Here is a 23,282-nt window from a genome sequence, read left to right as displayed (position 1 = left end):
AAAGGCCGGAGGTCACCCTCCGGCCTTGGCTTTGTCGGGTCAGAGGGCTTTTTTCAGCGCCTCGATCAGATCGGTTTTCTCCCACGAGAAACCGCCATCGGCCTCGGGCGCGCGACCGAAGTGGCCATAGGCAGCGGTGCGGGCGTAAATCGGTTTGCACAGATCCAGATGCGTGCGGATACCGCGCGGCGTCAGGTCCATGCACTGGGCGACGATACGCTCGATCTCTTCGTCCGGAACCTCGCCCGTGCCGTAGGTATCTGCATAGATCGACAGCGGCTTGGCCACGCCGATCGCATAGGACACCTGGATCAGGCATTTCTGTGCCAGCCCCGCAGCCACCACGTTCTTCGCCAGATAGCGCGCGGCATAGGCGGCCGAGCGGTCGACCTTGGTCGGGTCTTTGCCCGAGAACGCGCCACCTCCGTGGGGCGCGGCCCCGCCGTAGGTGTCGACGATGATCTTGCGCCCCGTCAGGCCCGCGTCGCCATCGGGACCACCGATCACGAAGGTTCCGGTCGGGTTGACCCACCATTCGGTCTCTTCGGTGATCCAGCCGGCGGGCAGAACCTCGCGGATATATGGTTCGACAATCGCGCGGATGTCATCCGAGGTCTGGCTTTCATCGGCGTGCTGCGTCGACAGCACGATCGAGCTGACGCCGACAGGCTTACCGCCCTCGTAGCGCACCGAAAGCTGCGACTTCGCGTCGGGGCCGAGCGTGGGTTCAGCGCCCGATTTGCGCGCCTCGGCCAGACGGCGCAGGATCGCGTGCGAATACTGGATGGGGGCGGGCATCAGCTCGGGGGTTTCATCGGTCGCGTAACCGAACATGATCCCCTGATCGCCTGCGCCGTCTTTGTCGACGCCCTGGCTGATATGCGCCGATTGCGGGTGCAGATAGTTCGCGAACTGGAGCGTCGCCCAGTGGAATTTCTCTTGCTCGTAGCCGATGTCCTTGACGCAATCGCGCACGATTGAATCGATCCGGCCCATGAAATCGGCCAGCCGCGCCTGATCGGACAGGCCGACCTCGCCGCCGACGACAACCTGATTGGTCGTGGCAAAGGTTTCGCAAGCGACGCGCGCATTCGGCTCTTCGGCGAGAAACGCGTCAAGCACCGCATCCGAGATCCGGTCACAGACCTTGTCGGGGTGCCCTTCCGAGACGGACTCGGAAGTAAAAATGTAGTTCTGTCGTGCCATTGGGAAGTGCTCCATTACTAATCCCCGTCACGCCAGGAAGCCGTTGTGACGGTTCGATGGTCCTGCCTAATGCCGGAAGCGGCGGCGGTCAACCAAACTTGAGTAAAATAGTGAATTAAAGACCAAGATCGCGACAATTAGTCCGATCACCGGCCAGTCGCCAAGTCGCGCATAGGTGGTCTTTGGCAAGGCGACCGGCAAAGGCACGTCGATCACGCCCTGCGCTCCCATCCCGAGCGAGGCCGTCACGCGCCCGCGCGGATCGACCGCCGCGGAAATGCCGGTATTGGCCGAGCGCATGAGCGGCAGCCCCTGCTCTATAGCCCGAAACCGTGCCTGGACCAGATGTTGCTCCGGTCCCGCACCGTCGCCAAACCACGCGTCATTGGTGATCTGCAAGAGCCAGTCACCCCGCGCAGCGATCGCACGGATGTCTTGCGGGAAGACCGCCTCGTAGCAGATCAGTGGCACAACACGCCCCAGCGGCCCCAGATCAAGCAGCGCCTCACCGCTGCCCGAGGAATAACCATTCCCCGCCTGCGCGGCGAAGGCGCTGATCCCGACGCCGGACAGCGCATCGCCAAAGGGAATATACTCGCCAAACGGCACCAGATGCGTCTTGTCATAAAGCGCGCTGACCGTGCCGTCGGGGGCTATCACCGCGAGCGAATTGAAGAACCGCGCGCCCTCCGCGCGTTGAATGCCAAGCGCAACCGGCACCCCGCCTGCAGCTTCAGCGATCACCTCTAGCCCTCTGGGGCTGTCGTCCAGAAGAAACGGAACCGCGGTCTCGGGCCAGATCACCAGATCAGGGCGTTTGCCAGCTTCGGGTGGCGCCGCTGTCAGATCGAGATGGCGGTAGAAAAACTCGCGCGCATAGTCGGGCTGCCATTTCAGGTGCTGTGCCGCGTTGGGCTGCACGATGCGGATAACGGCGGGGTCGGTGCTCTCGGGCAAGGGGGCGTCCAGCGCGGATTGTCCTTGCAGCCAAAGGGCGCCACTCGCCGCGAGCAGAGCCGCAGCAGCCCCCCCTCCCGACACGGGCCGCGCCCGGAACAGCGCCGGAAGGGCGGCAAGCAGAACCGTCAGCAGGCTTAGCCCGATCGGCCCGATCAGTGCCGCCGCCTGTGCCAGGGGCGTGTCGATCCAGATATGCCCCAGCAACACCCAAGGGAAGCCGGTAAAAACATAGCTGCGCAGCGCATCCGAAGCCGCAAGCCCGATAGCCACGCCGAAAGCGCGCGACCCACGGCCCGCGCGTGACATACCCCCCAGCCAAAGCGCCAAGCCCCAGAAAACACCCATTCCCGCGCACATCAGCACAAGGGCAAACGGGGCCATCCACGCGTAGACCTCGGCCTCCACAAAGAACGGCTCGACGATCCAGTTCATCGTGACAAGTGCATAGCCGAACCCTGCCGCAAAGCCGATCCACGCGCGATGCGCAGACGGCATTTCGCGTGCGGCGAGTGCGATCAGCCCCGCAAGCGCGGCCAGCGTCAGCAGCCAAAATCCGAAGGGCGCCTGCCCAAACCCAGCAACTGCGCCGCCAGTCAGGGCAAGGCCGAGCACCCGCCATTCGGGGTGACGACGCGCGCCAAACCAGAGCGCCACCCGCGCTTACTCCGCAGGCGCCACGCCCGGCAGGCGCACGCGCAAACGCTTGATCCGGCGCGGGTCGGCATCAACGATTTCGTATTCCACGCCGTTTTCGGCGACGATCACTTCGCCGCGCGCCGGAACCCGTCCGATCTGCATGAACACCAGCCCCCCGAGTGAGTCGACCTCGTCATCCTCTTCGGGGCGGGCTAGCTTTATACCGATCTCGGTCTCAAACTCGCCCAAGGGGGCGCGGGCCTGCACGGCCCACTGTCCGGGCTTTTCCTGTGTCCAGAAGCGGCCCTCGGCCTCGTCGTGTTCGTCCTCGATCTCGCCGATGACCTGCTCAATCAGATCCTCCAGCGTCACCAGCCCGTCCACGCCACCGTATTCGTCGATCACCAGCGCCATATGAATGCGCTGAACCTGCATCTTCTGCAGAAGCACACCTATCGGCATCGAGGGCGGCACATACAGCAGCGGCCGGACGAGTTTCTTCACCGAAAACCGGCCCGAGCCGGATTTTCCGAACCCGTGTTCCAGCGCGAGATCTTTTAGGTGCACCAGCCCCAAAGGCGTATCCAGCGTTTCCTTGAAGACCGGCAGGCGCGAATAGCCATGCTCGCGGAACACGTCGACCAGCGCATCGCGGGTGATGTCGGCGGGCACAGCCACGATCTCGACCTTGGGAATGGCGACCTGTCCCACACGCATCTTGCGCAAATTCCCAAGCCCTGGCGGTGGCGCGGCCTCGGGCGAGGCGCTCACGGCAACAGGCTCGGCCTCGGGCTCGGCGCCCCCCAATGCTTCGAATATCCTGCCGAAAAATCCGCGCGAGGCGGCTTCGGGCGAACTCTCGCCGGCGTCGTCACTCGACGCGGGCGCGTTGGCGGAGGATCCCCCGTCAGCGACTTGTCCCATCGGTCCTTTCCAAATCAAACGGCATGTCGTGCCTCAGATTTACTCATATGGGTTAACAATCCCCATCTGTTCAAGGATGCGGATCTCGATTCCTTCCATCAGCGCGGCATCTTCGTCACGAATATGGTCATATCCCATGAGATGCAGTAGCCCATGCACCAGAAGATGCGTCACATGATCGGCAACAGGTTTACCCTGCTCCGCCGCTTCACGCTCGCAGGTCTCGACGGCAATCGCAATATCGCCAAGCGTGATCGCGCCGAATATGTCGGGTTGCGGCGCCTCGGGCGCAGCGCCCGCCTTTTCGGTGCCGCGTTCTTCGGCAGGCCAGCTTAGAACATTCGTGGGGCGTGGCTTATCGCGAAATTCGTCGTTCAGTTCGGCGATGCGGGCATCGGAGCACCCCAGAAGCGACAGTTCACACATCTCGGGGGCCAGCCCGAACTCTTGCGCCACCGCCGCCGCGGCCCGTTCGGCCAAAGCCTCAAGCCCAAGCGCCTCCCATCGGGCGTCTTCTATATCAATGTCGATCTGCATGGTCATAGGCCGCGCGATACTCCCTTGCCGGAGCAAAGGAAAGGGGGACAGCGCCCCCTTTTCTCACGCTTCGTCGGCCTTGTCATAGGCCTCGATGATCCGCGCGACCAGCGGGTGACGCACCACATCCTTGGCGGTGAAGTAATTGAAGGCCACGCCCTTTACACCGTCAAGAATCCGCTCGGCATCGGCCAGCCCCGAGGGCATCCCGCGCGGCAAATCCACCTGCGAGCGGTCGCCGGTAATCACCATCCGCGAGCCCTGCCCCAAGCGCGTCAGGAACATCTTCATCTGCATCGTCGTCGCGTTCTGCGCCTCGTCCAGCACGACAAAGGCGCTCGACAGCGTCCGACCGCGCATAAAGGCCAAAGGCGCAATTTCGATCCGCTTTTCTTCCATCAGCTTGGCAAGCTGCTTCGAGGGCAGAAAATCGTTCAGCGCATCGTAAAGCGGCTGCATGTAGGGATCGACCTTATCCTTCATGTCGCCGGGTAAAAAGCCCAAGCGCTCGCCCGCCTCGACCGCCGGGCGCGAGAGGATAATCTTGTCCACATGCCCGCCGATCAGCATGGTCACGCCCACAGCGACGGCCAGATAGGTCTTGCCAGTGCCCGCCGGACCGATCCCGAAGGCCAGCTCATGTTCGAACAGACTGCGGACATAGGCTTTTTGCGCGTCGGTGCGGGGTTCCACCTGCTTTTTACGGGTGCGGATTTCAAACTTGCCGGCCTCGAACATCTCAAGCTGCTCGTCCATCGTCGCGCCCGTGGACCCGAAATCGGCCATCCGCAGTGCGGCGTCAATCTCTTCGGCATCCAGAGGCTTGCCCTGCTCAAGCCGTTGATAGAGGTGATGCAAAATGCCCGCCGCCTGCAACTGCGCCTCGGGCGCCCCCACAACGGCAAGCTGGTTGCCGCGTCGCAGGATGTGAACCCCAAGCTTGTGCTCGATCTGGGCGAGGTTACGGTCGAACTCGCCGCAAAGGTCGATCAACAGCCGGTTATCAGGAAACTCAAGCAGCGTTTCATGTGCGTCTTGAGCGTTGGTCGGGGGTGAGATCGCGCTGAAGCCCAATACCGTCTCCCTGGCAGAGGTTGATAAAGATATGGTGCCTCTTGCCTCCCTCTAACGCAAGCAGTTGTTTCGCCCGAAAAGGTCGCTGCGCCAAAATTTCATAAAACGGCAATGAAAAAAGCCGCGCGGAAACCGCACGGCCCAAAACTGATGCTTCGATGAAATCAGAGCGGGTCTGCGATCGGCGAACCGGATTTGAACGGGCCGACCGCCGTCGATTTCGGCCCCGCGCCCGAGCAGATCGGCTTGCCGTAATCGTCCAGACGCGCACTCAGATAGCCTTCGATGCCATCGTCGATGATCCAGTGATCACACCCCTCCGGGTCGATCCAGACACCCGCCTGAAGCTGGCTCAGGTGCTTTTTGTCGGTGCCCCCGTCGTAGGTCTTATCAATACCCTTCACATCGCAGGCCGCGATGGTCGAGACCGCCCCGAACAGCATGGCTACAGTCACAAACTTCATCCTACTGGCCCCTTACTTCACACAGATAATTTCGACGCGGCGATTCTGCGCCATGCCAGCAGAGGTCGAATTGGTAGCGCGCGGTTGACGCTCGCCATACCAGTTCACCGCCAGAACATTTGCGCCCGTCGTCTGGGCGACCGATGCGACCGCGTTCGCGCGGCGCTTGGACAGACCCATGTTATATTCGTCCGATGCGCGGCTGTCGGTATGACCCGAAATAATAAAGGCGCGCGCCTGAGCGGTGCGGAAGAAGTTTTCCAGATACTTCCGCCCCGAGGCAGAGATCGCCGATTTATCGGTCGCAAAAAGCTGGTCCGTCGGCACGATGCCGCAGACGTTGCGGTGACAGACCGGGCGGCCATCGCGTGTCTTGCGGATGTCCATATAGCCTTCGGCGCCATCGTCCATCGCCCAGTGCTCGCACCCGTCGGGGTCGATCCAGATCGTGGGCACATAGCCCTCCATCTTGGACGACTGGGCCACAGCCGGAAGCGATGCAGCCCCCAGCACAAGCGATACAGCGGCCAGCGCCGCCACAGCGGGCCGCAAAATACGGGATGTCACAATCATTACTGCCTACGCCTCCTTGCGGGTAGTCGAGGACCGGCAGGCCCCACCTGACGATCAGAATATTACGCCAAGATTAGCAAAATTTGGGGGCAAGGAAAGGAAATTAATCAAAATGATGTATACCAAAGAAAGACAATCCCGCCCCCATCCGAACTTTTCACCGCACATAGAAACAAACTCCCGCAAACCGGTAAAAAAAACCTTAGCGAAATCGCCCGAATTTAAGAGGTAAGCACAAATATTCTGAAAAGGGGAACAGATGCGGACGGGTTGCACCGAGGCAACCCCTGATAAGAAGCGTTGGTGCTGGCGCTACCCTGTCGTTGCCCCAGCTCCAGCTATAGGGAACGCTGCCGTTCAGGATAGAAAGTCCAGGCCATGAACCGGCTGGTCTTTTGCCCCTGCGCCATCTCGACGACCCTGGACTCGGCCACCCGCGCCTTTTTCAGCAGTCTGGAAAGCGGCTTGAGGTTGTCTTTCTTCGACACCAGACAGGTGAACCACAGACATTGCTCGGCGAAAACCACGCTTTGCTCGATCATTCTGGCGATGAAGCCGATTTCCCCGCCGGGGCACCAAAGCTCTGCATTCTGGCCGCCAAAATTGAGCGCGGCCGAGTGCCCCTTGCCCAGGTTGCGCCACTTGCGGCGGGTGCCCGCTTCGGCCTGCGCAAGCGAGGCATGAAACGGCGGATTGCAAAGCGTGACGTGGAAAATATCGTCGGGACCGATAACGCCTTTAAAAATATCCTCAGGGTTTATCTGACGCCTGAGCCGGATATTCAGCCCGTTGCGCTGGCAGATCTCGCGCGCTGACCTGATCGAGGCGGGGTCGATATCAACGCCGGTAAACTCCCAGCCGTATTCATTCTGGCCGGTCAGCGGATAGACAAGGCTCGCGCCGGTGCCGATGTCCAACGCCTTGATGTCGGGCCCGCGCGGGATTTTCTGGCCATTACTCTCGGCCAGAAGATCGGCCAGATAGTGGATGTAATCGACCCGGCCCGGAATGGGCGGGCACAGGAAAGTGGCCGGAATATCCCAGAAATCAATGCCATAATACGCCCGCAAGAGCGCGCGGTTGAGCATACGGACTGCGACCGCATCCTGAAAATTGATCGTGACCTGACCGCGCGGGTTTTTGGTGGTGAAGGCCGCAAGTTCAGGCGATGCCTCGATCAGGCGATCAAAGTCATACCCCTCCCGATGCTGGTTGCGCGGGTGCAACATGGGTTTGACAGACATAGAAACCTTCTCGCCGGATGGTCAGGCAGATTACCTGACGAGGGGGCCAGCTTAGTGCGTTGTGGCGGCTTGCGAAATAGCAGAACGACCCGCAACCCCCGCTCGTGCAAAAGGCCAGTGCTGCCGCGCAGGATTGGAAAACCGACTTTCGGCTCATCTTGAATTCTACAGCCCCCGCATATGTAGAAACCCCTCCAGGCTCGCAATGACTTATTTCGCCAACTGATGTTGCGCGAGGATGGAGGCTGGCGCTATGAGGCGATCACAATAAATGCGAAAGGACGCCTCATGCGCCAAGGTTGCCTGCTGGCCACACTCTTCACGATCATTCCGACCATGATCTTCGCCGAAACTTTCTACTTTTCGGCGATTCCAGACGAAGACCAGACGGCGTTGGTTGCGCGGTTTACCAAGGTTGCCGACTATCTTGCGGGGGAACTGGGCGTTGATGTCGAATTTGTGCCGGTGAAAGACTACGGCGCCTCGGTCACGGCCTTTCGCAACGACCAGATCCAGCTTGCGTGGTTTGGCGGCCTGACCGGTGTGCAGGCACGGCAACTGGTGCCGGGCGCGCAGGCCATTGCGCAAGGGGCCGAAGACCCGCAGTTTGTCACCTATTTCATTGCGCATAGTTCCACGGGACTTACGCGGCAGGAGAGCTTTCCGCTTGACGCCAAAGGCATGACCTTCACCTTCGGCTCCAAAAGCTCGACCTCGGGGCGGCTGATGCCCGAGTATCATATCCGCGCCGAAACCGGCGCGGCGCCGGAAGAGTTCTTCTCGCGCGTGGGTTTTTCGGGCGATCACTCGCAAACCCTGCGGCTCGTGGCCTCGGGGGCGTGGCAGGTGGGCGCGCTGAATTATGCGGTTTACGACAAGGCTGCGGCCGACGCCCTGCCCGAGACCGAAACCGCGCATGTGATCTGGCAGACCCCGCCTTACCCCGATTACAACTGGACCATTCGCGGCGATGTTGACGCCCGCTTTGGCGAGGGTTTTGCCGACCGTGTGCAAGAGGCGCTGATCGGCATGGATGACCCGGATTTGCTTGCCAGCTTCCCGCGTCAGGCGTTCATCGCCGCGAAAAGCGAGGATTTCATCCCCATCGCCGAAACCGCGCGCGCGCTCGGCTTGCTGGAATGACACTGGCGCGGCTCAGTGCCGAACGGCTCGCCTATGGCGGCGCCACCGTCTTTGACGGGGTGTCGCTCGACATTCGTGCGGGCGAGCGTGTGGTGCTTGTCGGCCCGAGCGGCGCGGGCAAGACCACGCTGCTGATGGCGCTTCACGCGCGGATGGTGGCGGATGGACTGCGCGTGGCGCTCGCCCCACAAGAGGCGGGGCTGGTGCCGCAGTTGAGCGTGGTCAAAAACACGCTGATGGGGCGGCTTGACGATCACGGCGCGCTGCACAATCTGGCCAGCCTGCTCCACACGCCCAAACCCGCGCGGGCCGAAATTCTGGCGCTTCTGGCAGAGCTTGGGTTGGCCGAACAGGCGCAGCGCGCGGTAGAGGGGCTTTCGGGCGGGCAAAGGCAGCGGGTGTCGCTCGCCCGCGCGCTTTATCGGGGCGGTCAGGTATTTTTGGGCGATGAGCCGGTTTCCGCCGTGGATGAAACGCAGGCCGAGGCGCTTTTGGCGGTGGTGGCGCGGCATTTTGAAACCTCTGTTTTGTCGCTCCACGACCTCACGCTTGCGCGCAGCTTTGCGAGCCGGATCATCGGCGTGCGCAAGGGTGCGCTGGTGTTCGATGCCCCTCCGGCGCAGGTAACGCCCGCCCAGTTCGAGAGCCTCTATGCGGCCTGAGCCTCTCTCGCGGCGCGCCCTTGTGCTGGCCATGCTCGCGCTGGCGGTGCTGGCGCTGCCCTTTGCCGATCTGGCGGTTTCGGCGCATGCCCCCTGGGCGGCGCTTGCACGCATGGGGCAGGGGCTTTTGCACCCCGATTTTGCCGCCATCGAAGATCTTGGCGCGGCTACGGCGCGCACGCTGGCATTCGCGCTGGCGGGGGTTGCTGTTGGCGCGGTGGCGGGCCTCATCTGCGCGCCGTTTTACGCCTTTCGTCCGCTGCGCGCGGTGCTGATCGGCCTGCGCTCGGTGCACGAGCTTTTCTGGGCGCTTTTACTCATGCAGGTCACGGGCCTTTCGCCCACTACAGGCGTTTTGGCCATCGCGCTGCCCTATGCGGGGGTGTTTGCCAAGGTCTTTGCCGAGCTGATCGAAGAGGCCGACCCGGCCCCCGCCCGCGTGCTGCCCCCCGGCGTCGATGCGTTCTCGCGCTTTCTCTTCGCCCGTGCGCCGCTCGTGGCGGCCGATATGTGGTCTTACATACTTTATCGGGTGGAATGCGGGCTGCGCTCAAGCGCGGTGCTTGGCTTCATCGGCCTGCCTACGCTTGGATTCCAGCTCGATTCCTTTTTCCGCATCGGCAATTACGGCGCAGTGGGCGCGGTGCTGATGATTTACATAGCCCTCGTCGTGACCATCCGGCACTGGATGCGCCTTGCGCTGGTGCCGCTTTGGCTGGTGGCCTCGCTCTGGGTGCTCGGTGGGGTGAGCACGCCGCCGATGGGTGCAGGCGCGCTATGGCGATTTTTCACGGTCGACATCGTGCCCGCTCCGCTGCGCGAGGGGCACTGGGCCGATCTACCCGACTGGCTTGGGCCGATTGTCACCGGGCAAATCCTTCCCGCTACGCTGATCACGCTCATTGTAGCGCAACTCGCGCTGGTGGCGACGGGCGCGCTCGCCTTTGGCGGCTTTTCGGTGCTGGTGCGGCAGGTGGCGGGCTTTGCGGTTTGGCCCGCGCGTTTTGTCACCATCGTTTTGCGCACCATACCCGAATACATGCTCGCCTATCTCTTTTTGCAAATCCTCGGCCCGTCGATGCTGCCGGTCATACTGGCGCTTGCCATCCACAACGGCGCGATCATCGCCCATTTGCTAAGCCGTGAGGCAGAGGGGATTCTGGCAGGCCTGCGCCCCGATGCGCCGCGCGGGGCCGCGCTGTGGGGCTATGAGCTGGCGCCGCGCCTCTTTGGTCGCTTTCTGGCGCTAAGTCTTTATCGGTGGGAGATGATCCTGCGCGAAACCGCCGTGATGGGGCTGCTCGGCGTGGCAACGCTCGGCTTTTACCTCGATAGCGCGCTGGCCACGTTACGGCTTGACCGCGCCCTGATGCTGATCCTCGCCATCGCGGCATTGACGGCGGCCATAGATGCGCTTTCAAAGGCATTACGCGGGCGCTTGGGGGCCGCGTCTCTCAGCCTCGTTCAGAACAGAAGCGACACGCGGATTTCCGGAGTAGCCCCCACCAGCCCGGCCGTGACGGAAATGGGTGCCAACACCCAGGCTAGGGCGTGCGTGCCGCGGGAAATGCAGGAGCACCTTACATCCGCATTGTCAGATCGGGAAACGCGTTTCGGGTTGCAAAGCCTCTTGCGGCAAAGTAGGTGAAAATGTGCTTGGAACGCCGCCTGCAGATAACGGCATCGACCCGAAAAGGCGCTTAATGATTGTCAGCATCGTCATACGCACCGTGAACGACGCAAAGCACCTTGGCTCTATCCTGAAGATGAGCGCTGTCCAGAGGGCAGGTTTTGAAGCCAAGGCCGAGCGGGTCGATAAAGACCTGCCCGCGAAACTAGTGCAAGGTGCAATAAACGGAGCGAGAAAATGCGTGTTCTGGTAACGGGCGGGGCTGGCTATATCGGCTCCCATACGCTGATTGAGCTCCGCGCGCAGGGGCACGAGGTCTTTGTCGTCGACAGTTTCGACAACTCCTCGCCGGAGGTTCTTGCTCGCGTGTCCGAGCTGACGCAGGCCACCGTCCCCTTCGCCGAGGTCGACATCCGCGATCGTGCCGCGCTGGGCGACGTGATGGCCGCATTTCGTCCCGACGCAGTAATCCATTTCGCCGGCCTCAAGGCGGTGGGGGAATCGTCGGTTATTCCGTTGCGCTACTATGATGTGAATATTTCGGGCACGCTTTCCTTGCTTGATGCGATGGATAAGGTCGGCTGCAAGCGGATCGTGTTTTCGTCTTCTGCAACCGTTTACGGCCTGCCGCAATACCTGCCCTTCGATGAGGATCACCCTTGCGCCCCGACGAATGTCTACGGCCAGACCAAGCATATGGCCGAGCAGGTCTTGCGGGACTGGGCTGCGGCAACGCCAGAGGCATCGGCGGTTCTGCTGCGCTATTTCAATCCGGTCGGAGCGCATGTTTCGGCGCGTCTCGGAGAAGACCCCAGCGACATCCCGAACAACCTCATGCCCTTCGTCGCACAAGTCGCTGTCGGGCGGCGGGAAAAGCTTTCGGTGTTCGGCGATGACTACGATACGCCAGACGGAACGGGCGTGCGCGACTATATCCATGTGAGCGATCTTGCCCGTGCGCACACGGCTGCGCTCCGGTTTGCCAACGGGTCCATCGGTGCGGAAGCGATCAATGTTGGCACAGGGCAGGGCTATTCTGTTCTGGAAATGGTGGAGGCTTTCGCGCGGGCCTCTGGGCGCGACATACCCTTCGAGATTGTCGCTCGCCGCCCCGGCGATATCGCCCGTTCGCTGGCCGCACCCGATAAGGCAAACAAGCTTCTGAACTGGCACGCCGAGAAAACCCTGGACGATATGTGCGCAAGCACATGGGCGTGGCAGTCACAAAACCCGAACGGGTTTCGCGAAGAGGGCTGACGTATCAGCCGGGTTGTATCCATCGACAATGGCGGAGCGTAGCGCGTCCCTCATGTCCTGATTACAAGTATCCGTCAGCGCGAAAGCTCACTTCGGTCTCGCAGCCGATAACGATGTGGTCGTGCAGGGTGATACCAAGGGGCTGCCCCGCGCTTTCGATAACCTGCGTCATCGAAATATCCTGTGCCGAGGGCGTCGGGTCGCCGGACGGGTGGTTATGCACCAGAATCAGTGCCGAGGCGTTCAGCTCCAGCGCGCGTTTCAGAACCTCGCGCGGATAGACCGGCACATGATCCACCGTGCCTTTGGCTTGCGGTTCGTCCGCAATCAGCACGTTTTTGCGGTCAAGATAAAGAACGCGGAACTGTTCAACCTCGCAGTGGTTCAGGATGGTGTGGCAGTAGTCGATCAAGGCGCTCCACGAGGTCAGAACGGGCCGGTTGATGACTTTCGAACGTGCGCTGCGCTGTCCGGCTGCTTCGGCGATTTTAAGCTCTTGAATGACCGCATCGCCAACGCCTGAAACCTCGGTCAGACGCGGGATCGGCGCGGCCAGAACACGCCCGAAATCGCCGAACGCATCAATCAGGCGCCGCGCGAGGGGTTTAACATCCTGCCGCGGGAGCGCGCGAAACAGTAGCAGTTCCAGAAGTTCGTAATCGGGCAGAGCATCCGCGCCGCCGTTCATGAACCGCTCGCGCAAACGCTTGCGATGGTCGCCCAGATAGGACGGAAGGCGCTGCCCTTTGGTGGGCAATGCGGGTGTTTCGCTGGCCTCGTCACTTTCCGCGAACAGCGGCAGATGTGGCTCAAAAAAATCGGAATGGTGCGACTGGTTCATTCCGAGATGCTTGGCGCCGCATGGTAAATTTTCAATTAACTTAAATAAAAAAGGCGTCCGAAGAGACCAGATAGCTTCGACTTCAAGGCGATCCAGTCGCCCAACAAGATGGTGGCGCCAGGCTCTTTCCCCCGCCGTGGGGCATTAACCGGGGCAAGCGCAGATTCACTTGCTCAACGGGGCATGACGCTTTGATCTGAAAGGAAGGATGGCTGGGGCGGTAGGATTCGAACCTACGGTGCGCGGTACCAAAAACCGGTGCCTTACCACTTGGCTACGCCCCAACGGTGGGCGGTGTTTAGCTAAGGCTGCGGCGGGCTTCAAGAGGAAAAATATACAAAATTCATTGCGAACCCCAGACGCAGGGTGCAAAGGCTGTCTGCATGAAAAAAGCTGATGTTCTTGTTCTTGGAGCGGGCGCTGCCGGATTGATGGCGGGCGCGGAAGCCGCGCGACGCGGGCGCGATGTGGTGATTCTGGATCATGCGCGGCACCCCGGCGAAAAGATCCGTATCTCGGGCGGGGGGCGGTGCAATTTTACCAACCGCGAACTAACCCGTCAGAACGCATCGGCCCGCTTTCTGTCGCAAAATCCGCGCTTCGCACTCTCGGCTTTGTCGCGTTTTACGCCTGCCGATTTCATCGCTCGCGTCGATCAGGCGGGGATCGCGTGGCATGAAAAGCATCTGGGCCAGTTGTTCTGCGATGGTAAGGCCACCCAGATCACCGACATGCTGGTAGACGATCTGCGCGCGGTTGGGGGCGCGTTGCATACAGGCTGCGCAATCGAGAGCATCGAGCGTCGAGGCGAGGAGTTTGTTGCGCAGACCTCCATGGGCGAGGTGCGCGCAACGTCGGTAATTGTTGCGACGGGGGGCAAGTCTATCCCGAAGATGGGGGCGACGGGGATCGGGTACCGGGTCGCCGAAGAGTTCGGCCTGCCAATTGTCGAGACGCGGCCCGCACTGGTGCCGCTGACCTTTGCCGAGCAAGAACTGGCGCGGACCGCCCCGCTTTCGGGGATTGCGCTGAAGGCACGCGTTTCGCATGGCAAGGTGGCTTTTGACGAAGATTTGCTATTCACGCATCGCGGCCTCTCTGGTCCTGCTATTCTCCAGATTTCAAGCTATTGGCGCGAGGGGGATGCGCTACGCGTCGACCTTGCCCCCGGGCGCGATATTGCGGCCGAAATGGCGGAGATTCGGCAAGAGGGTGGCAAGCTGGCGCCTCATAATGCGCTGGCGCGACTGCTGCCCGCAAAGCTTGCACAGGCGATATGTGCAGAGCTGGATATTCAGGGACGCCTGGCTGATCATTCGAACAAATCGCTCGCGCGGATCGGGGAAAGGCTTCACAACTGGCAGATCAAGCCTGTGGGGTCGGAGGGGTATCGCACAGCCGAAGTCACGCTCGGCGGGGTTTCGACCGATGCGCTGGATGCAAAAACGATGGAGGCCCGGACCGTGCCGGGGCTTTATTTCGTGGGTGAAGTTGTGGACGTCACCGGCTGGCTGGGCGGCTACAACTTTCAATGGGCCTGGGCGTCCGGCTGGGCTGCCGGGCAGGTCGCCTGATCTAGAGGGGCACTGCCGTGTAGCCTCGCCAGATGCGAAGATGAACAAGGAGCGATTTCAGGTGGAAAAGACGCTGAACCCGTGAACCATCTGGCGGTGCTTTTGATGCTCTTTTTTGGGCGGCTGCAGGATGATGCTCGGCTGCAGGGCATAGAGACAGCCATCGAGCGGCAGCAGCGTGTGGCGCCGGAAAGCGACAATCACGGCTTCCCCCTCGACGCTGAGAACAGTCGAATGCGCGTCCTTCGGACCCATCCGCACGTCCTCAACCGTCTGCCGCTTGCGCCACTTGGCTACCGTTTTGACATTGATCCCAAGTTCCCGACTCAGCGCCGCGTTCGAAGCGCACGATCGCTGTATTGCTGCTCTGACTGCGTGCGTGGTCGTGGCGCTGCCGTGAAGAATTTGTCCCATAGTGCGTCCTTAGGATGGTCACAGATAAGCAGACCATCACACACTGGGACTAAACACCTAGTCGGCGTTTTCTTTCGCCCCATGAAACTCGAAAAACACTGCTGAAATATCATCGGTTTGCGCGCCGCAGGCGAAAGCATCAATGCTCCAGTAAAGCGCATCAAGAAATTTCTGGCCTCGCAGATCAGCAGAGTTTTGCATCAGCCGCTCAAGCCCCTCGTCTCCCAGCATTTCATGTTTACCATCAGAGGCTTCGGTCATGCCGTCCGACATCAGGAGCAGCCGGTCGCCGGGCTTCAGGGTTGTATTGAAAGCTTCGTATTTTGCGCCGGGCAACAGGCCGACAGGCAGGCCACCTGAACCGACAAATTCGACCGATCCATCCGCACGCTGCACCGCCGGATAGGGGTGCCCGGCCTGAACCATGCTCACCTCGCCCGAGATCAGATCGACATCGGCGTAAATTAGCGTGAAATAGGCCTCGGTCTCCATTTCATCCAGAATCAGGGCATTCAGATATGCGGCGACATCCGCCGGCGGTCGCCCGTCATAAATCCCGTATTCTGTCAGGATCAGGGCGACGTTCTGCTCGGGCGCGCTGCCCGACAGATACGCGGCCAGCCGCGCCGTCATCAGGGCACTTGCGATGCCATGCCCCGAAACATCAATGCCGAACAGTCCGACCCGCGTTGCGGTTATCGGGAAAAATCCGACCAGATCGCCGCCAACATGCCCCGAGGGCCGCAGCATCAGCGTTACTTCCGCCGATCCAAAGGAACGGTATCTCTCTTTGATAAGGCTTTGCTGGAGTTTTCGCGCCTCGTCCAGATCCCGGTCGATCGCCTCTTGCGCCACTTGCAAGAGACGTTTCTTTTCAAGCAGTTCACGTTCCATCCGCAAGATACGCTCCCCGGCGGCGATCCGTGCGCGAAGCTCGTCCCCGTTGACCGGCTTGGAGAGGAAATCGTCCGCGCCGCTCTCGAGGCCCATAGCGACCTCGTCCTTCTCTGTCTTGGAGGTGAGCAGAACAAAGTAGCCATAACTGGCGCGGCTCATCTCACGGAAAATGCGGCAAAATTCCACACCGGTCATTCCCGGCATCATCCAGTCGGACAGCACAATATCAGGGTTATGGGTCCGGCACAGCTCGATCGCATCCTCGGCGCAGGCCGCCTCAATGACTTCGTATCCGGAACGGGCAAGCTGCGCCGTCAAAATGCGGCGCTGCATTCTGGAATCATCGACGACCAGAATGCGCCGCCGATCGGCGCAAGCTGGCTCTGTTCGATTTTCCGCAGCCATGTTTACATGCTCGGACAAGGCAAAAAATCCATTCAATTCAGTCTCCGCAGTCTTCGCACGGCCGTCTTAAAAAGCGGTGAATGGTTAAACGGAAAGAGCGATTAAACCTTCTGCAAGGAATCATCCCTAAGACTCGTATCCGGTGAAGAACAACAGGGCGGCTCGCGTCGTCCGTGTGGAGGTGGAGATGATTGATTGGGATCGGGTCGCTGAACTGCGATCGGAAATCGGCGCTGACGGCTTTGCCGAGGTGCTGGATCTGTTTCTGGATGAGGTCGAGGGCGTTGTCATGCGGCTCGGGTCACGACCCGAAAAGCTGGGCGACGAGTTGCACTTCCTGAAAGGGTCTGCGTGGAACCTTGGCTTTGCCGCCTTTGGCGCCATGTGCCAGGACGGCGAGCGGCGCGCGAATGCAGGCGATTCTGCCGCGATCAACGTGCGCGCCATCATCGAATGCTATGGCCAGTCGAAGGACATCTTCATGCAGCGTGCGGATGAGTTCTGTCAGGCGGCATAACGCTCAGATCAGAAATTCGGCGAGGATCGGGTCGCTGCTGATGTCCCGATAGGTGAATCCGGCCTCGTCGAGCTTCGTCTCCAGCAAAGTGAAGTTTTCGGCGGCCTTTGTCTCGATCCCGATCAGGACCGAGCCGAAGTTCCGCGCCGATTTCTTGAGGTATTCGAAGCGCGCAATATCGTCGTCAGGACCAAGCATCGTCAGGAATTCGCGCAAGGCACCGGGGCGTTGCGGCAGGCGCAGGATGAAGTATTTCTTCAGCCCCGAGAACCGCTGCGCGCGCTCCTTGACCTCGGGCAGACGCTCGAAATCGAAATTCCCGCCCGAGGTCACGCAGACCACGGTCTTGCCGCGAATCTGATCTGCAAGCTCGGGCAGAACATCGACCGAAAGCGCGCCAGCGGGTTCAAGCACAATCCCCTCGACATTCAACATCTCAAGCATCGTCACGCAGATGCGGTCTTCGGGCGCGCGCAGGATTTGCTCGGGCACGATCCAGTCGAGACGTTCATAGGGCAGCGCACCTATGCGGGCGACAGATGCACCATCGACAAAGCTGTCGACCTGATCCAGCGTCACCAGATGCCCCGCCGCAATCGCGGCCGTCAGGCTTGCGCCACCGACGGGCTCGACAAAGCGGTATTCGGTTTCGGGTGCTGTGGCGCGCAGATAGCCGGTAACGCCTGCGGCCAGACCACCGCCACCAACGGGCAGGATCACAACATCCGGCGCTTTCCCCAGTTGATCGAGGATTTCCACACCAACCGACGCCTGCCCTTCAATCACCGAGGCATCATCGAAGGGTGCCAGAAAATGCGCCCCGGCCTCGGAACAAAACGTTTGCGAGGCCGCCAGCGTCTGGTCGAAATAGTCACCCGTCAGCACGATTTCGATGGCGTCGCCGCCGAAGGTCCGGGTCTTGGCAATCTTCTGCTGCGGCGTCGTCACCGGCATGAAAATCGTTCCCTTCACACCGAAATGACGGCAGGCAAAGGCGACCCCCTGCGCGTGGTTACCAGCACTTGCACAGACGAAATGACCGGCATTCGGGTCACGCTCGCGCAGCTTGCGCATCGCGGTAAAGGCACCGCGGATTTTATAGCTGCGCACCGGCGTCAGGTCTTCGCGCTTGAGCCATATATCGGCCCCGTAGCGCGCGGACAGGTGGTCGTTGCGCTGCAAGGGCGTTGGTTCAAAAAGCGCGCGCAAGGCACGGGTGGCGGCGAGGGTGGAGAGCGCAAATTCGGTCATACGCCGATTAGACCCACCCTCGCGCGTTTGGCAAGCTCAGACGAGTTCGCGCTTCTCGATATAATGGCCGTAAACCGTCGTCAGGAGCGACAGCGTAAACATAGTCAGGAACCATTGCAGCGCGATGTAGATCAAGAACCCGATGACCGGGATCAGCATAAGAACCCCCATCAGAAGCCCAAGAAGCACACCAAGAACAACCAGAAGCACTGTCGCCATCAGGAAGGTGCCAAGCGTGCCCTCGGTCGCGCGCCAAGTGTCCCCGATGCCTGCGCCGTTCTCAAGCGCCGCGCCCGGAAGGCTGGCGCTGAGCCGCCAATAGGCCGCAAGGGCGAAAACCAGAAGCGCAAGCCATAGCATGCCAAAGGCATGTTTTATCAGGTTCCAAGACGTCATTTTGCCCTCAAAAAGGTTACTGGTTACACGCCGCTAGTTTTCCAAGAGGGTAAGAAATGTCATGCAACCGCCCCGCACCAATGTATCGGGAACAATTCGATCCGCCCACATCCGAAGCCAGCCCTTGAGATACAGGACAAAACGCACTATCCCGAGGCCCGAACAAGAATCCCGGAGATGCTGATGTCCGCGCCCAAGAAAGTTGTGCTCGCCTATTCGGGCGGCCTTGATACCTCGATCATCCTGAAATGGCTGCAAACCGAATATGGCTGTGAGGTAATTACCTTCACCGCCGACCTTGGTCAGGGCGAAGAGCTGGACCCGGCACGCAAAAAGGCCGAGCTTCTGGGCATCAAGCCCGAGAACATCCACATCGAAGACGTGCGCGAAGAATTCGTCCGCGACTTCGTGTTCCCGATGTTCCGCGCCAATGCGGTCTATGAAGGGCTGTATCTGCTGGGCACCTCGATTGCGCGCCCGCTGATCTCGAAGCGTCTGGTCGAGATCGCGCATGAGCATGGTGCCGATGCGGTGGCGCATGGCGCAACCGGCAAGGGCAACGACCAGGTTCGTTTCGAGCTGTCGGCCTATGCGCTTGATCCCTCGATCAAGGTGATCGCGCCGTGGCGTGAGTGGGATCTGACCTCGCGCACCAAGCTGATCGAGTTCGCCGAGCAGAACCAGATTCCGATCGCGAAAGACAAGCGCGGCGAGGCGCCCTTCTCGGTCGACGCGAACCTGCTGCACACCTCGTCGGAAGGTAAGGCGCTGGAAGATCCGGCCGCTGAAGCCCCCGAATACGTCTACCAGCGTACGGTCAGCCCCGAAGAGGCCCCGAACGAGCCGGAATACATCGAAGTTACCTTCGAGCGTGGCGATGCTGTTGCGATCAACGGCGAGGCGATGAGCCCGGCAACGATCCTGACCAAGCTCAACGAACTGGGCGGCAAGCACGGCATTGGTCGTCTGGACTTTGTGGAAAACCGCTTTGTCGGCATGAAGTCGCGCGGCATCTACGAAACCCCCGGCGGCACCGTTCTGCTGGAGGCTCACCGCGGCATCGAGCAAATCACGCTTGATAGCGGCGCAGGCCATCTGAAAGACAGCCTGATGCCCCGCTATGCCGAGCTGATCTACAACGGCTTCTGGTTCTCGCCCGAGCGCGAGATGCTGCAAGCGCTGATCGACAAGTCGCAAGAGCATGTCACCGGCACTGTCCGTCTGAAGCTTTACAAAGGCTCGGCGGTTTGCGTGGGTCGCTGGTCCGAGCACTCGCTCTATTCCGAGAAGCATGTGACCTTCGAGGAAGACGCAGGCGCCTATGACCAGAAGGACGCAGCAGGCTTCATCCGCCTGAACGCGCTGCGCCTAAAGCTGATCGCAACCCGCAACGAACGGGTGAAGTAATGAGCGCCCGGGCCGCTATTGTTACCGTTTCCGACCGCGCAAGCCGCGGCGAGTACGAGGACAAGGGCGGCCCCGGCTGCGAAGACTGGCTGCGCGAGGTTGTGACCTCGCCGCTGGCCATCGAGCGCCACATCATCCCCGACGGGCGTGAAAGCGTGGCCTCCAAGCTGCGCGAGCTTGTCGCCGATGGCGCCGACCTGATCCTTGTGACGGGCGGCACCGGTCCGGCCCCGCGCGACGAAACGCCCGAAGGCGTGAGTGACGTTGTCGAAAAGGAACTGGCGGGATTTGGCGAGGAAATGCGCCGCGCCTCGCTGCTAGAGGTGCCCACCGCAATCCTGTCGCGGCAATCGGCTGGCACGGCGGGCAAGTCGCTGATCATCACGCTGCCCGGCAAGCCCTCGGCCATTGCAACCTGCCTGAATGCGGTGTTCGCCGCAGTGCCCTATTGCCTTGATCTGATCGGCGCGGGCTGGATCGAAACCGATCCGGCGAAAATCAAAGCCTTCCGCCCGAAGGCCAAGTAATCACGTCACCACCCGAAGCGTCAGGTTGATCCGCCCGCCCTTGGGCATCAAGGCGCAGGTATCAGGCGCAATCCGGTCGATCCCGTGATAGCGCAGCCGCGCCGCGCCCCCCATCACCATCACATCGCCCGAGCGCAGCCAGAGGCTTTGGGTTGACCCGCCGCGCGTTTCATTGCCGATGCGGAACAGCCCGTCATCGCCCAACGAAATCGAAACAACCGGCTGCGTGAAATCGGCCTCATCGCGGTCCTGATGCATCCCCATTTTCGCATCGGGCGGATAATAGTTGATCAGGCAGCATTCCGGCGCACGCACCACCCCCGAAACCGCGGTCCAAATTCCCAGAATACGGTCTGGAATCGGTGGCCAGTCCACGCCCGAGGGATGCTGCTCGACATAGCGGTAGCCGCGCCTGTCGGAATACCAGCCAAACCGCCCCGCCGAGGTCATCCGCACCGACATCGGCTTGCCAGAAGGCGTGATTGGCGAGAACAGCGGCGCAGCAGCCAGAACCCCGCGCAAATCAGCCAGAAGCGCGGCCTGTTCATCGCGCGTTAACCACGCCGCATAATGGCGAAAGCCCCGGATTTCGACCGGAGCGGGCCTTATTACCGAATTATCACCCGATTCATTCATATTGATGCGATCTTCTGGGGACACAGGTTCTTGCAGCGCGTTTTTCCCCTCCCTATATACGCCCAGAAGCCTTGACCGGACAGCCTCCGGTGCAGGGACCACGAACTGAAACCACTGGGATAGGGGCCGGAGGCCACAACGGGTCCGCGCTCCGCTATATCGCCGCAATAAGAGGTATTGATATGGGTAAAGTCATCGGGATTGACCTCGGGACCACCAACTCCTGCGTTGCCATCATGGATGGGTCGCAGCCGCGCGTGATCGAGAACTCGGAAGGGGCGCGCACGACCCCCTCGATCGTCGCCTACACCGACAACGAGCGCCTTGTTGGCCAGCCGGCGAAACGCCAGGCCGTTACCAACCCGACCAACACTGTTTTCGCCGTGAAGCGCCTGATCGGTCGCCGCACGACTGACGCCGAGGTCGAGAAGGACAAGAAACTTGTTCCCTACGCGATCGTCGACGGCGGCAACGGTGACGCATGGGTCGAAGTGCGCGGCGACAAATTCTCTCCGGCACAGGTTTCGGCTGTCATCCTGCAAAAGATGAAGGAAACCGCTGAATCCTATCTGGGCGAGGAAGTGACGCAGGCCGTCATCACCGTTCCGGCCTATTTCAACGACGCCCAACGTCAGGCCACCAAAGACGCGGGCAAGATCGCTGGCCTCGAAGTGCTGCGCATCATCAACGAGCCGACCGCAGCGGCGCTGGCCTATGGCCTTGATAAGAAAGAAACCAAGACCATCGCCGTGTATGACCTTGGCGGCGGCACCTTCGATATTACCATCCTCGAAATCGACGATGGCCTGTTCGAAGTTAAATCGACCAACGGCGACACCTTCCTCGGTGGCGAAGACTTCGACATGCGCATCGTGAACTATCTCGCCGAGGAGTTCAAAAAAGAGCATGGCGCCGACCTGACCAAAGACAAGATGGCGCTTCAGCGTCTGAAGGAAGCCGCCGAAAAAGCGAAGATCGAGCTGTCGTCCTCGCAGCAGACCGAGATCAACCAGCCGTTCATCTCCATGGGCACGGATGGGACGCCCTTGCACATGGTCATGAAGCTGACCCGCGCCAAGCTGGAAAGCCTTGTGGGCGACCTGATCAAGAACTCGCTCAAGCCCTGTCAGGCCGCGCTGAAAGACGCTGGCGTCTCGAAGGACGAGATCGACGAGGTGGTTCTGGTCGGCGGTATGACCCGTATGCCCAAGGTCGTCGAGGAAGTGACCAAGTTCTTCGGCAAAGAGCCGCATAAAGGTGTTAACCCCGATGAGGTTGTGGCCCTTGGCGCCGCGATTCAGGCCGGTGTTCTGCAAGGCGACGTGAAGGACGTTGTTCTTCTTGACGTGACACCGCTCTCGCTGGGGATAGAAACGCTGGGTGGCGTGTTCACCCGCCTGATCGACCGCAACACCACGATCCCGACCAAGAAATCGCAGGTCTTCTCGACCGCCGAGGACAACCAGTCGGCCGTGACGATCCGCGTGTTCCAGGGTGAGCGCGAGATGGCTGCGGACAACAAGCTTCTGGGCATGTTCAACCTCGAAGACATCCCGCCCGCTCCGCGCGGTATGCCGCAGATCGAGGTGGCCTTCGACATCGACGCCAACGGCATCGTTTCGGTTCAGGCCAAGGACAAAGGCACCGGCAAAGAGCAGCGCATCACCATCCAGGCTTCGGGTGGCCTCTCGGATGAGGACATCGAGAAGATGGTCAAGGATGCCGAAGCCAACGCCGAGGCCGACAAGTCCCGCAAAGAGCTTGTCGAAGCCAAGAACCAGGCCGAAAGCCTGCTGCACTCGACCCGCAAATCGCTGGAAGAGCATGGCGACAAGGTGGATGGCTCGACCGTCGAAGTGATCGAACTGGCCGCAAACGCGCTTGAGGAGACCCTCAAGTCCGAAGACGCTGGCAAGATCAAGGGCGGCATCCAGAACCTGACCGACGCTGCGATGAAGCTTGGTGAGGCGATCTACAAGGCAGAGCAGGCGAAAGCCGGCGACGCCGATGATGTAGATACCGAGGATGGCCCGCGCGGCGTTGACGACGATATCGTCGATGCCGATTTCGAGGACATGGGCGACGACGACAAGCGCCGCTAAGGTGA

The 23,282-nt window shown here is 60.9% G+C and carries 23 protein-coding genes, 1 tRNA gene, 1 pseudogene and 1 riboswitch; of the genes and pseudogenes, 10 read left to right on the top strand and 15 right to left on the bottom strand.

Going from position 1 to position 23,282, the window contains the following annotated elements:
• Positions 1-39 precede the first annotated feature (39 nt).
• The 8 genes from metK to rlmF all read right to left on the bottom strand — a co-directional run bounded on the left by metK (position 40) and on the right by rlmF (position 7,618).
• Positions 40-1,206, bottom strand: coding sequence for a methionine adenosyltransferase (gene metK / locus RYZ20_RS15425; RefSeq protein WP_317675058.1), 1,167 nt, complete (start codon positions 1,204-1,206; stop codon positions 40-42).
• A 7-nt stretch (positions 1,207-1,213) separates the two neighbouring features.
• Positions 1,214-1,261, bottom strand: a riboswitch (SAM-SAH riboswitch).
• A gap of 11 nt (positions 1,262-1,272) precedes the next feature.
• Complete coding sequence (gene lnt / locus RYZ20_RS15420; protein WP_317675056.1) at positions 1,273-2,820, bottom strand: apolipoprotein N-acyltransferase; 1,548 nt, start codon at positions 2,818-2,820, stop codon at positions 1,273-1,275.
• Positions 2,821-2,826: 6 nt separating this feature from the next.
• Complete coding sequence (locus RYZ20_RS15415) at positions 2,827-3,726, bottom strand: hemolysin family protein (protein WP_317675054.1); 900 nt, start codon at positions 3,724-3,726, stop codon at positions 2,827-2,829.
• A gap of 39 nt (positions 3,727-3,765) precedes the next feature.
• Complete coding sequence (gene ybeY / locus RYZ20_RS15410; RefSeq protein WP_317675076.1) at positions 3,766-4,263, bottom strand: rRNA maturation RNase YbeY; 498 nt, start codon at positions 4,261-4,263, stop codon at positions 3,766-3,768.
• A 63-nt stretch (positions 4,264-4,326) separates the two neighbouring features.
• On the bottom strand, positions 4,327-5,337 hold the full coding sequence (locus RYZ20_RS15405; protein WP_317675052.1) for a PhoH family protein: 1,011 nt from the start codon (positions 5,335-5,337) through the stop codon (positions 4,327-4,329).
• A gap of 164 nt (positions 5,338-5,501) precedes the next feature.
• A complete protein-coding gene (locus tag RYZ20_RS15400) occupies positions 5,502-5,801 on the bottom strand; it encodes a hypothetical protein (protein ID WP_411572361.1) in 300 nt (99 codons plus the stop codon).
• Positions 5,802-5,813: 12 nt separating this feature from the next.
• Complete coding sequence (locus RYZ20_RS15395) at positions 5,814-6,374, bottom strand: OmpA family protein (RefSeq protein ID WP_317675050.1); 561 nt, start codon at positions 6,372-6,374, stop codon at positions 5,814-5,816.
• Positions 6,375-6,712: 338 nt separating this feature from the next.
• Complete coding sequence (gene rlmF, locus RYZ20_RS15390) at positions 6,713-7,618, bottom strand: 23S rRNA (adenine(1618)-N(6))-methyltransferase RlmF (RefSeq protein ID WP_317675048.1); 906 nt, start codon at positions 7,616-7,618, stop codon at positions 6,713-6,715.
• Positions 7,619-7,906: 288 nt separating this feature from the next.
• Between rlmF and RYZ20_RS15385 the strand changes: the two genes are divergently transcribed.
• The 5 genes from RYZ20_RS15385 to galE are packed head-to-tail and all read left to right on the top strand — an operon-like array spanning position 7,907 to position 12,310.
• Positions 7,907-8,761: a putative selenate ABC transporter substrate-binding protein gene (locus RYZ20_RS15385; protein ID WP_317675046.1), complete on the top strand. Its 855-nt coding sequence runs from the start codon at positions 7,907-7,909 to the stop codon at positions 8,759-8,761.
• Positions 8,758-9,423 (top strand): ATP-binding cassette domain-containing protein, encoded by a 666-nt coding sequence (locus RYZ20_RS15380; protein WP_317675044.1) that lies wholly within the window; start codon positions 8,758-8,760, stop codon positions 9,421-9,423. Before RYZ20_RS15385 ends, RYZ20_RS15380 begins: the two co-directional genes overlap by 4 nt.
• Positions 9,413-11,071: a PhnE/PtxC family ABC transporter permease gene (locus tag RYZ20_RS15375; RefSeq protein WP_317675042.1), complete on the top strand. Its 1,659-nt coding sequence runs from the start codon at positions 9,413-9,415 to the stop codon at positions 11,069-11,071. The genes RYZ20_RS15380 and RYZ20_RS15375 overlap by 11 nt, the downstream gene beginning before the upstream one ends.
• Positions 11,072-11,075: 4 nt before the next feature.
• Positions 11,076-11,306: a hypothetical protein gene (locus tag RYZ20_RS15370; protein ID WP_317675040.1), complete on the top strand. Its 231-nt coding sequence runs from the start codon at positions 11,076-11,078 to the stop codon at positions 11,304-11,306.
• The gene (gene galE, locus RYZ20_RS15365; RefSeq protein ID WP_317675038.1) at positions 11,291-12,310 is read left to right on the top strand and encodes a UDP-glucose 4-epimerase GalE; all 1,020 of its coding nucleotides are present in this window, start codon (positions 11,291-11,293) and stop codon (positions 12,308-12,310) included. The genes RYZ20_RS15370 and galE overlap by 16 nt, the downstream gene beginning before the upstream one ends.
• Before the next feature lie 61 nt (positions 12,311-12,371).
• Here galE and radC read toward each other — a convergent pair whose 3' ends face one another.
• Positions 12,372-13,151: a RadC family protein gene (gene radC / locus RYZ20_RS15360; protein ID WP_317675036.1), complete on the bottom strand. Its 780-nt coding sequence runs from the start codon at positions 13,149-13,151 to the stop codon at positions 12,372-12,374.
• A gap of 209 nt (positions 13,152-13,360) precedes the next feature.
• Positions 13,361-13,435: transfer RNA gene (locus RYZ20_RS15355), tRNA-Gln, on the bottom strand.
• A gap of 99 nt (positions 13,436-13,534) precedes the next feature.
• Between RYZ20_RS15355 and RYZ20_RS15350 the strand changes: the two genes are divergently transcribed.
• The gene (locus RYZ20_RS15350) at positions 13,535-14,725 is read left to right on the top strand and encodes a BaiN/RdsA family NAD(P)/FAD-dependent oxidoreductase (protein WP_317675034.1); all 1,191 of its coding nucleotides are present in this window, start codon (positions 13,535-13,537) and stop codon (positions 14,723-14,725) included.
• A 132-nt stretch (positions 14,726-14,857) separates the two neighbouring features.
• Here RYZ20_RS15350 and RYZ20_RS15345 read toward each other — a convergent pair.
• Together RYZ20_RS15345 and RYZ20_RS15340 are read right to left on the bottom strand one after the other, a co-directional pair.
• Positions 14,858-15,139: pseudogene (locus tag RYZ20_RS15345) on the bottom strand (IS481 family transposase); the annotation flags it as partial.
• 57 nt (positions 15,140-15,196) lie between these two features.
• On the bottom strand, positions 15,197-16,441 hold the full coding sequence (locus RYZ20_RS15340) for a PP2C family protein-serine/threonine phosphatase (RefSeq protein WP_317675032.1): 1,245 nt from the start codon (positions 16,439-16,441) through the stop codon (positions 15,197-15,199).
• A 187-nt stretch (positions 16,442-16,628) separates the two neighbouring features.
• Between RYZ20_RS15340 and RYZ20_RS15335 the strand changes: the two genes are divergently transcribed.
• Positions 16,629-16,958: an Hpt domain-containing protein gene (locus tag RYZ20_RS15335; protein ID WP_317675030.1), complete on the top strand. Its 330-nt coding sequence runs from the start codon at positions 16,629-16,631 to the stop codon at positions 16,956-16,958.
• Positions 16,959-16,961: 3 nt separating this feature from the next.
• Here the strand turns inward: RYZ20_RS15335 and ilvA are convergent, their stop codons facing one another.
• Positions 16,962-18,209, bottom strand: coding sequence for a threonine ammonia-lyase IlvA (ilvA, locus tag RYZ20_RS15330; protein ID WP_317675028.1), 1,248 nt, complete (start codon positions 18,207-18,209; stop codon positions 16,962-16,964).
• Between the two features lie 36 nt (positions 18,210-18,245).
• Positions 18,246-18,605 (bottom strand): hypothetical protein, encoded by a 360-nt coding sequence (locus RYZ20_RS15325; RefSeq protein WP_317675026.1) that lies wholly within the window; start codon positions 18,603-18,605, stop codon positions 18,246-18,248.
• A 180-nt stretch (positions 18,606-18,785) separates the two neighbouring features.
• Here RYZ20_RS15325 and RYZ20_RS15320 point away from each other — a divergent pair, with 180 nt between their 5' ends.
• Together RYZ20_RS15320 and mog are read left to right on the top strand one after the other, a co-directional pair.
• A complete protein-coding gene (locus RYZ20_RS15320; protein WP_317675074.1) occupies positions 18,786-20,012 on the top strand; it encodes an argininosuccinate synthase in 1,227 nt (408 codons plus the stop codon).
• Positions 20,012-20,539, top strand: a complete 528-nt coding sequence (gene mog, locus RYZ20_RS15315) for a molybdopterin adenylyltransferase (RefSeq protein WP_317675024.1) — start codon at positions 20,012-20,014, stop codon at positions 20,537-20,539. The genes RYZ20_RS15320 and mog overlap by 1 nt, the downstream gene beginning before the upstream one ends.
• Here the strand turns inward: mog and RYZ20_RS15310 are convergent, their stop codons facing one another.
• Positions 20,540-21,175 (bottom strand): alpha-ketoglutarate-dependent dioxygenase AlkB family protein, encoded by a 636-nt coding sequence (locus RYZ20_RS15310; RefSeq protein WP_317675022.1) that lies wholly within the window; start codon positions 21,173-21,175, stop codon positions 20,540-20,542.
• 182 nt (positions 21,176-21,357) lie between these two features.
• Here RYZ20_RS15310 and dnaK point away from each other — a divergent pair, with 182 nt between their 5' ends.
• Positions 21,358-23,277: a molecular chaperone DnaK gene (gene dnaK / locus RYZ20_RS15305; protein WP_317675020.1), complete on the top strand. Its 1,920-nt coding sequence runs from the start codon at positions 21,358-21,360 to the stop codon at positions 23,275-23,277.
• Positions 23,278-23,282: the final 5 nt, after the last annotated feature.

Origin of the sequence: Pseudothioclava alba, from assembly GCF_033100795.1 — a bacterium.
Classification (GTDB): domain Bacteria; phylum Pseudomonadota; class Alphaproteobacteria; order Rhodobacterales; family Rhodobacteraceae; genus Pseudothioclava.
This window is presented reverse-complemented; position numbering and strand designations above follow the sequence as displayed.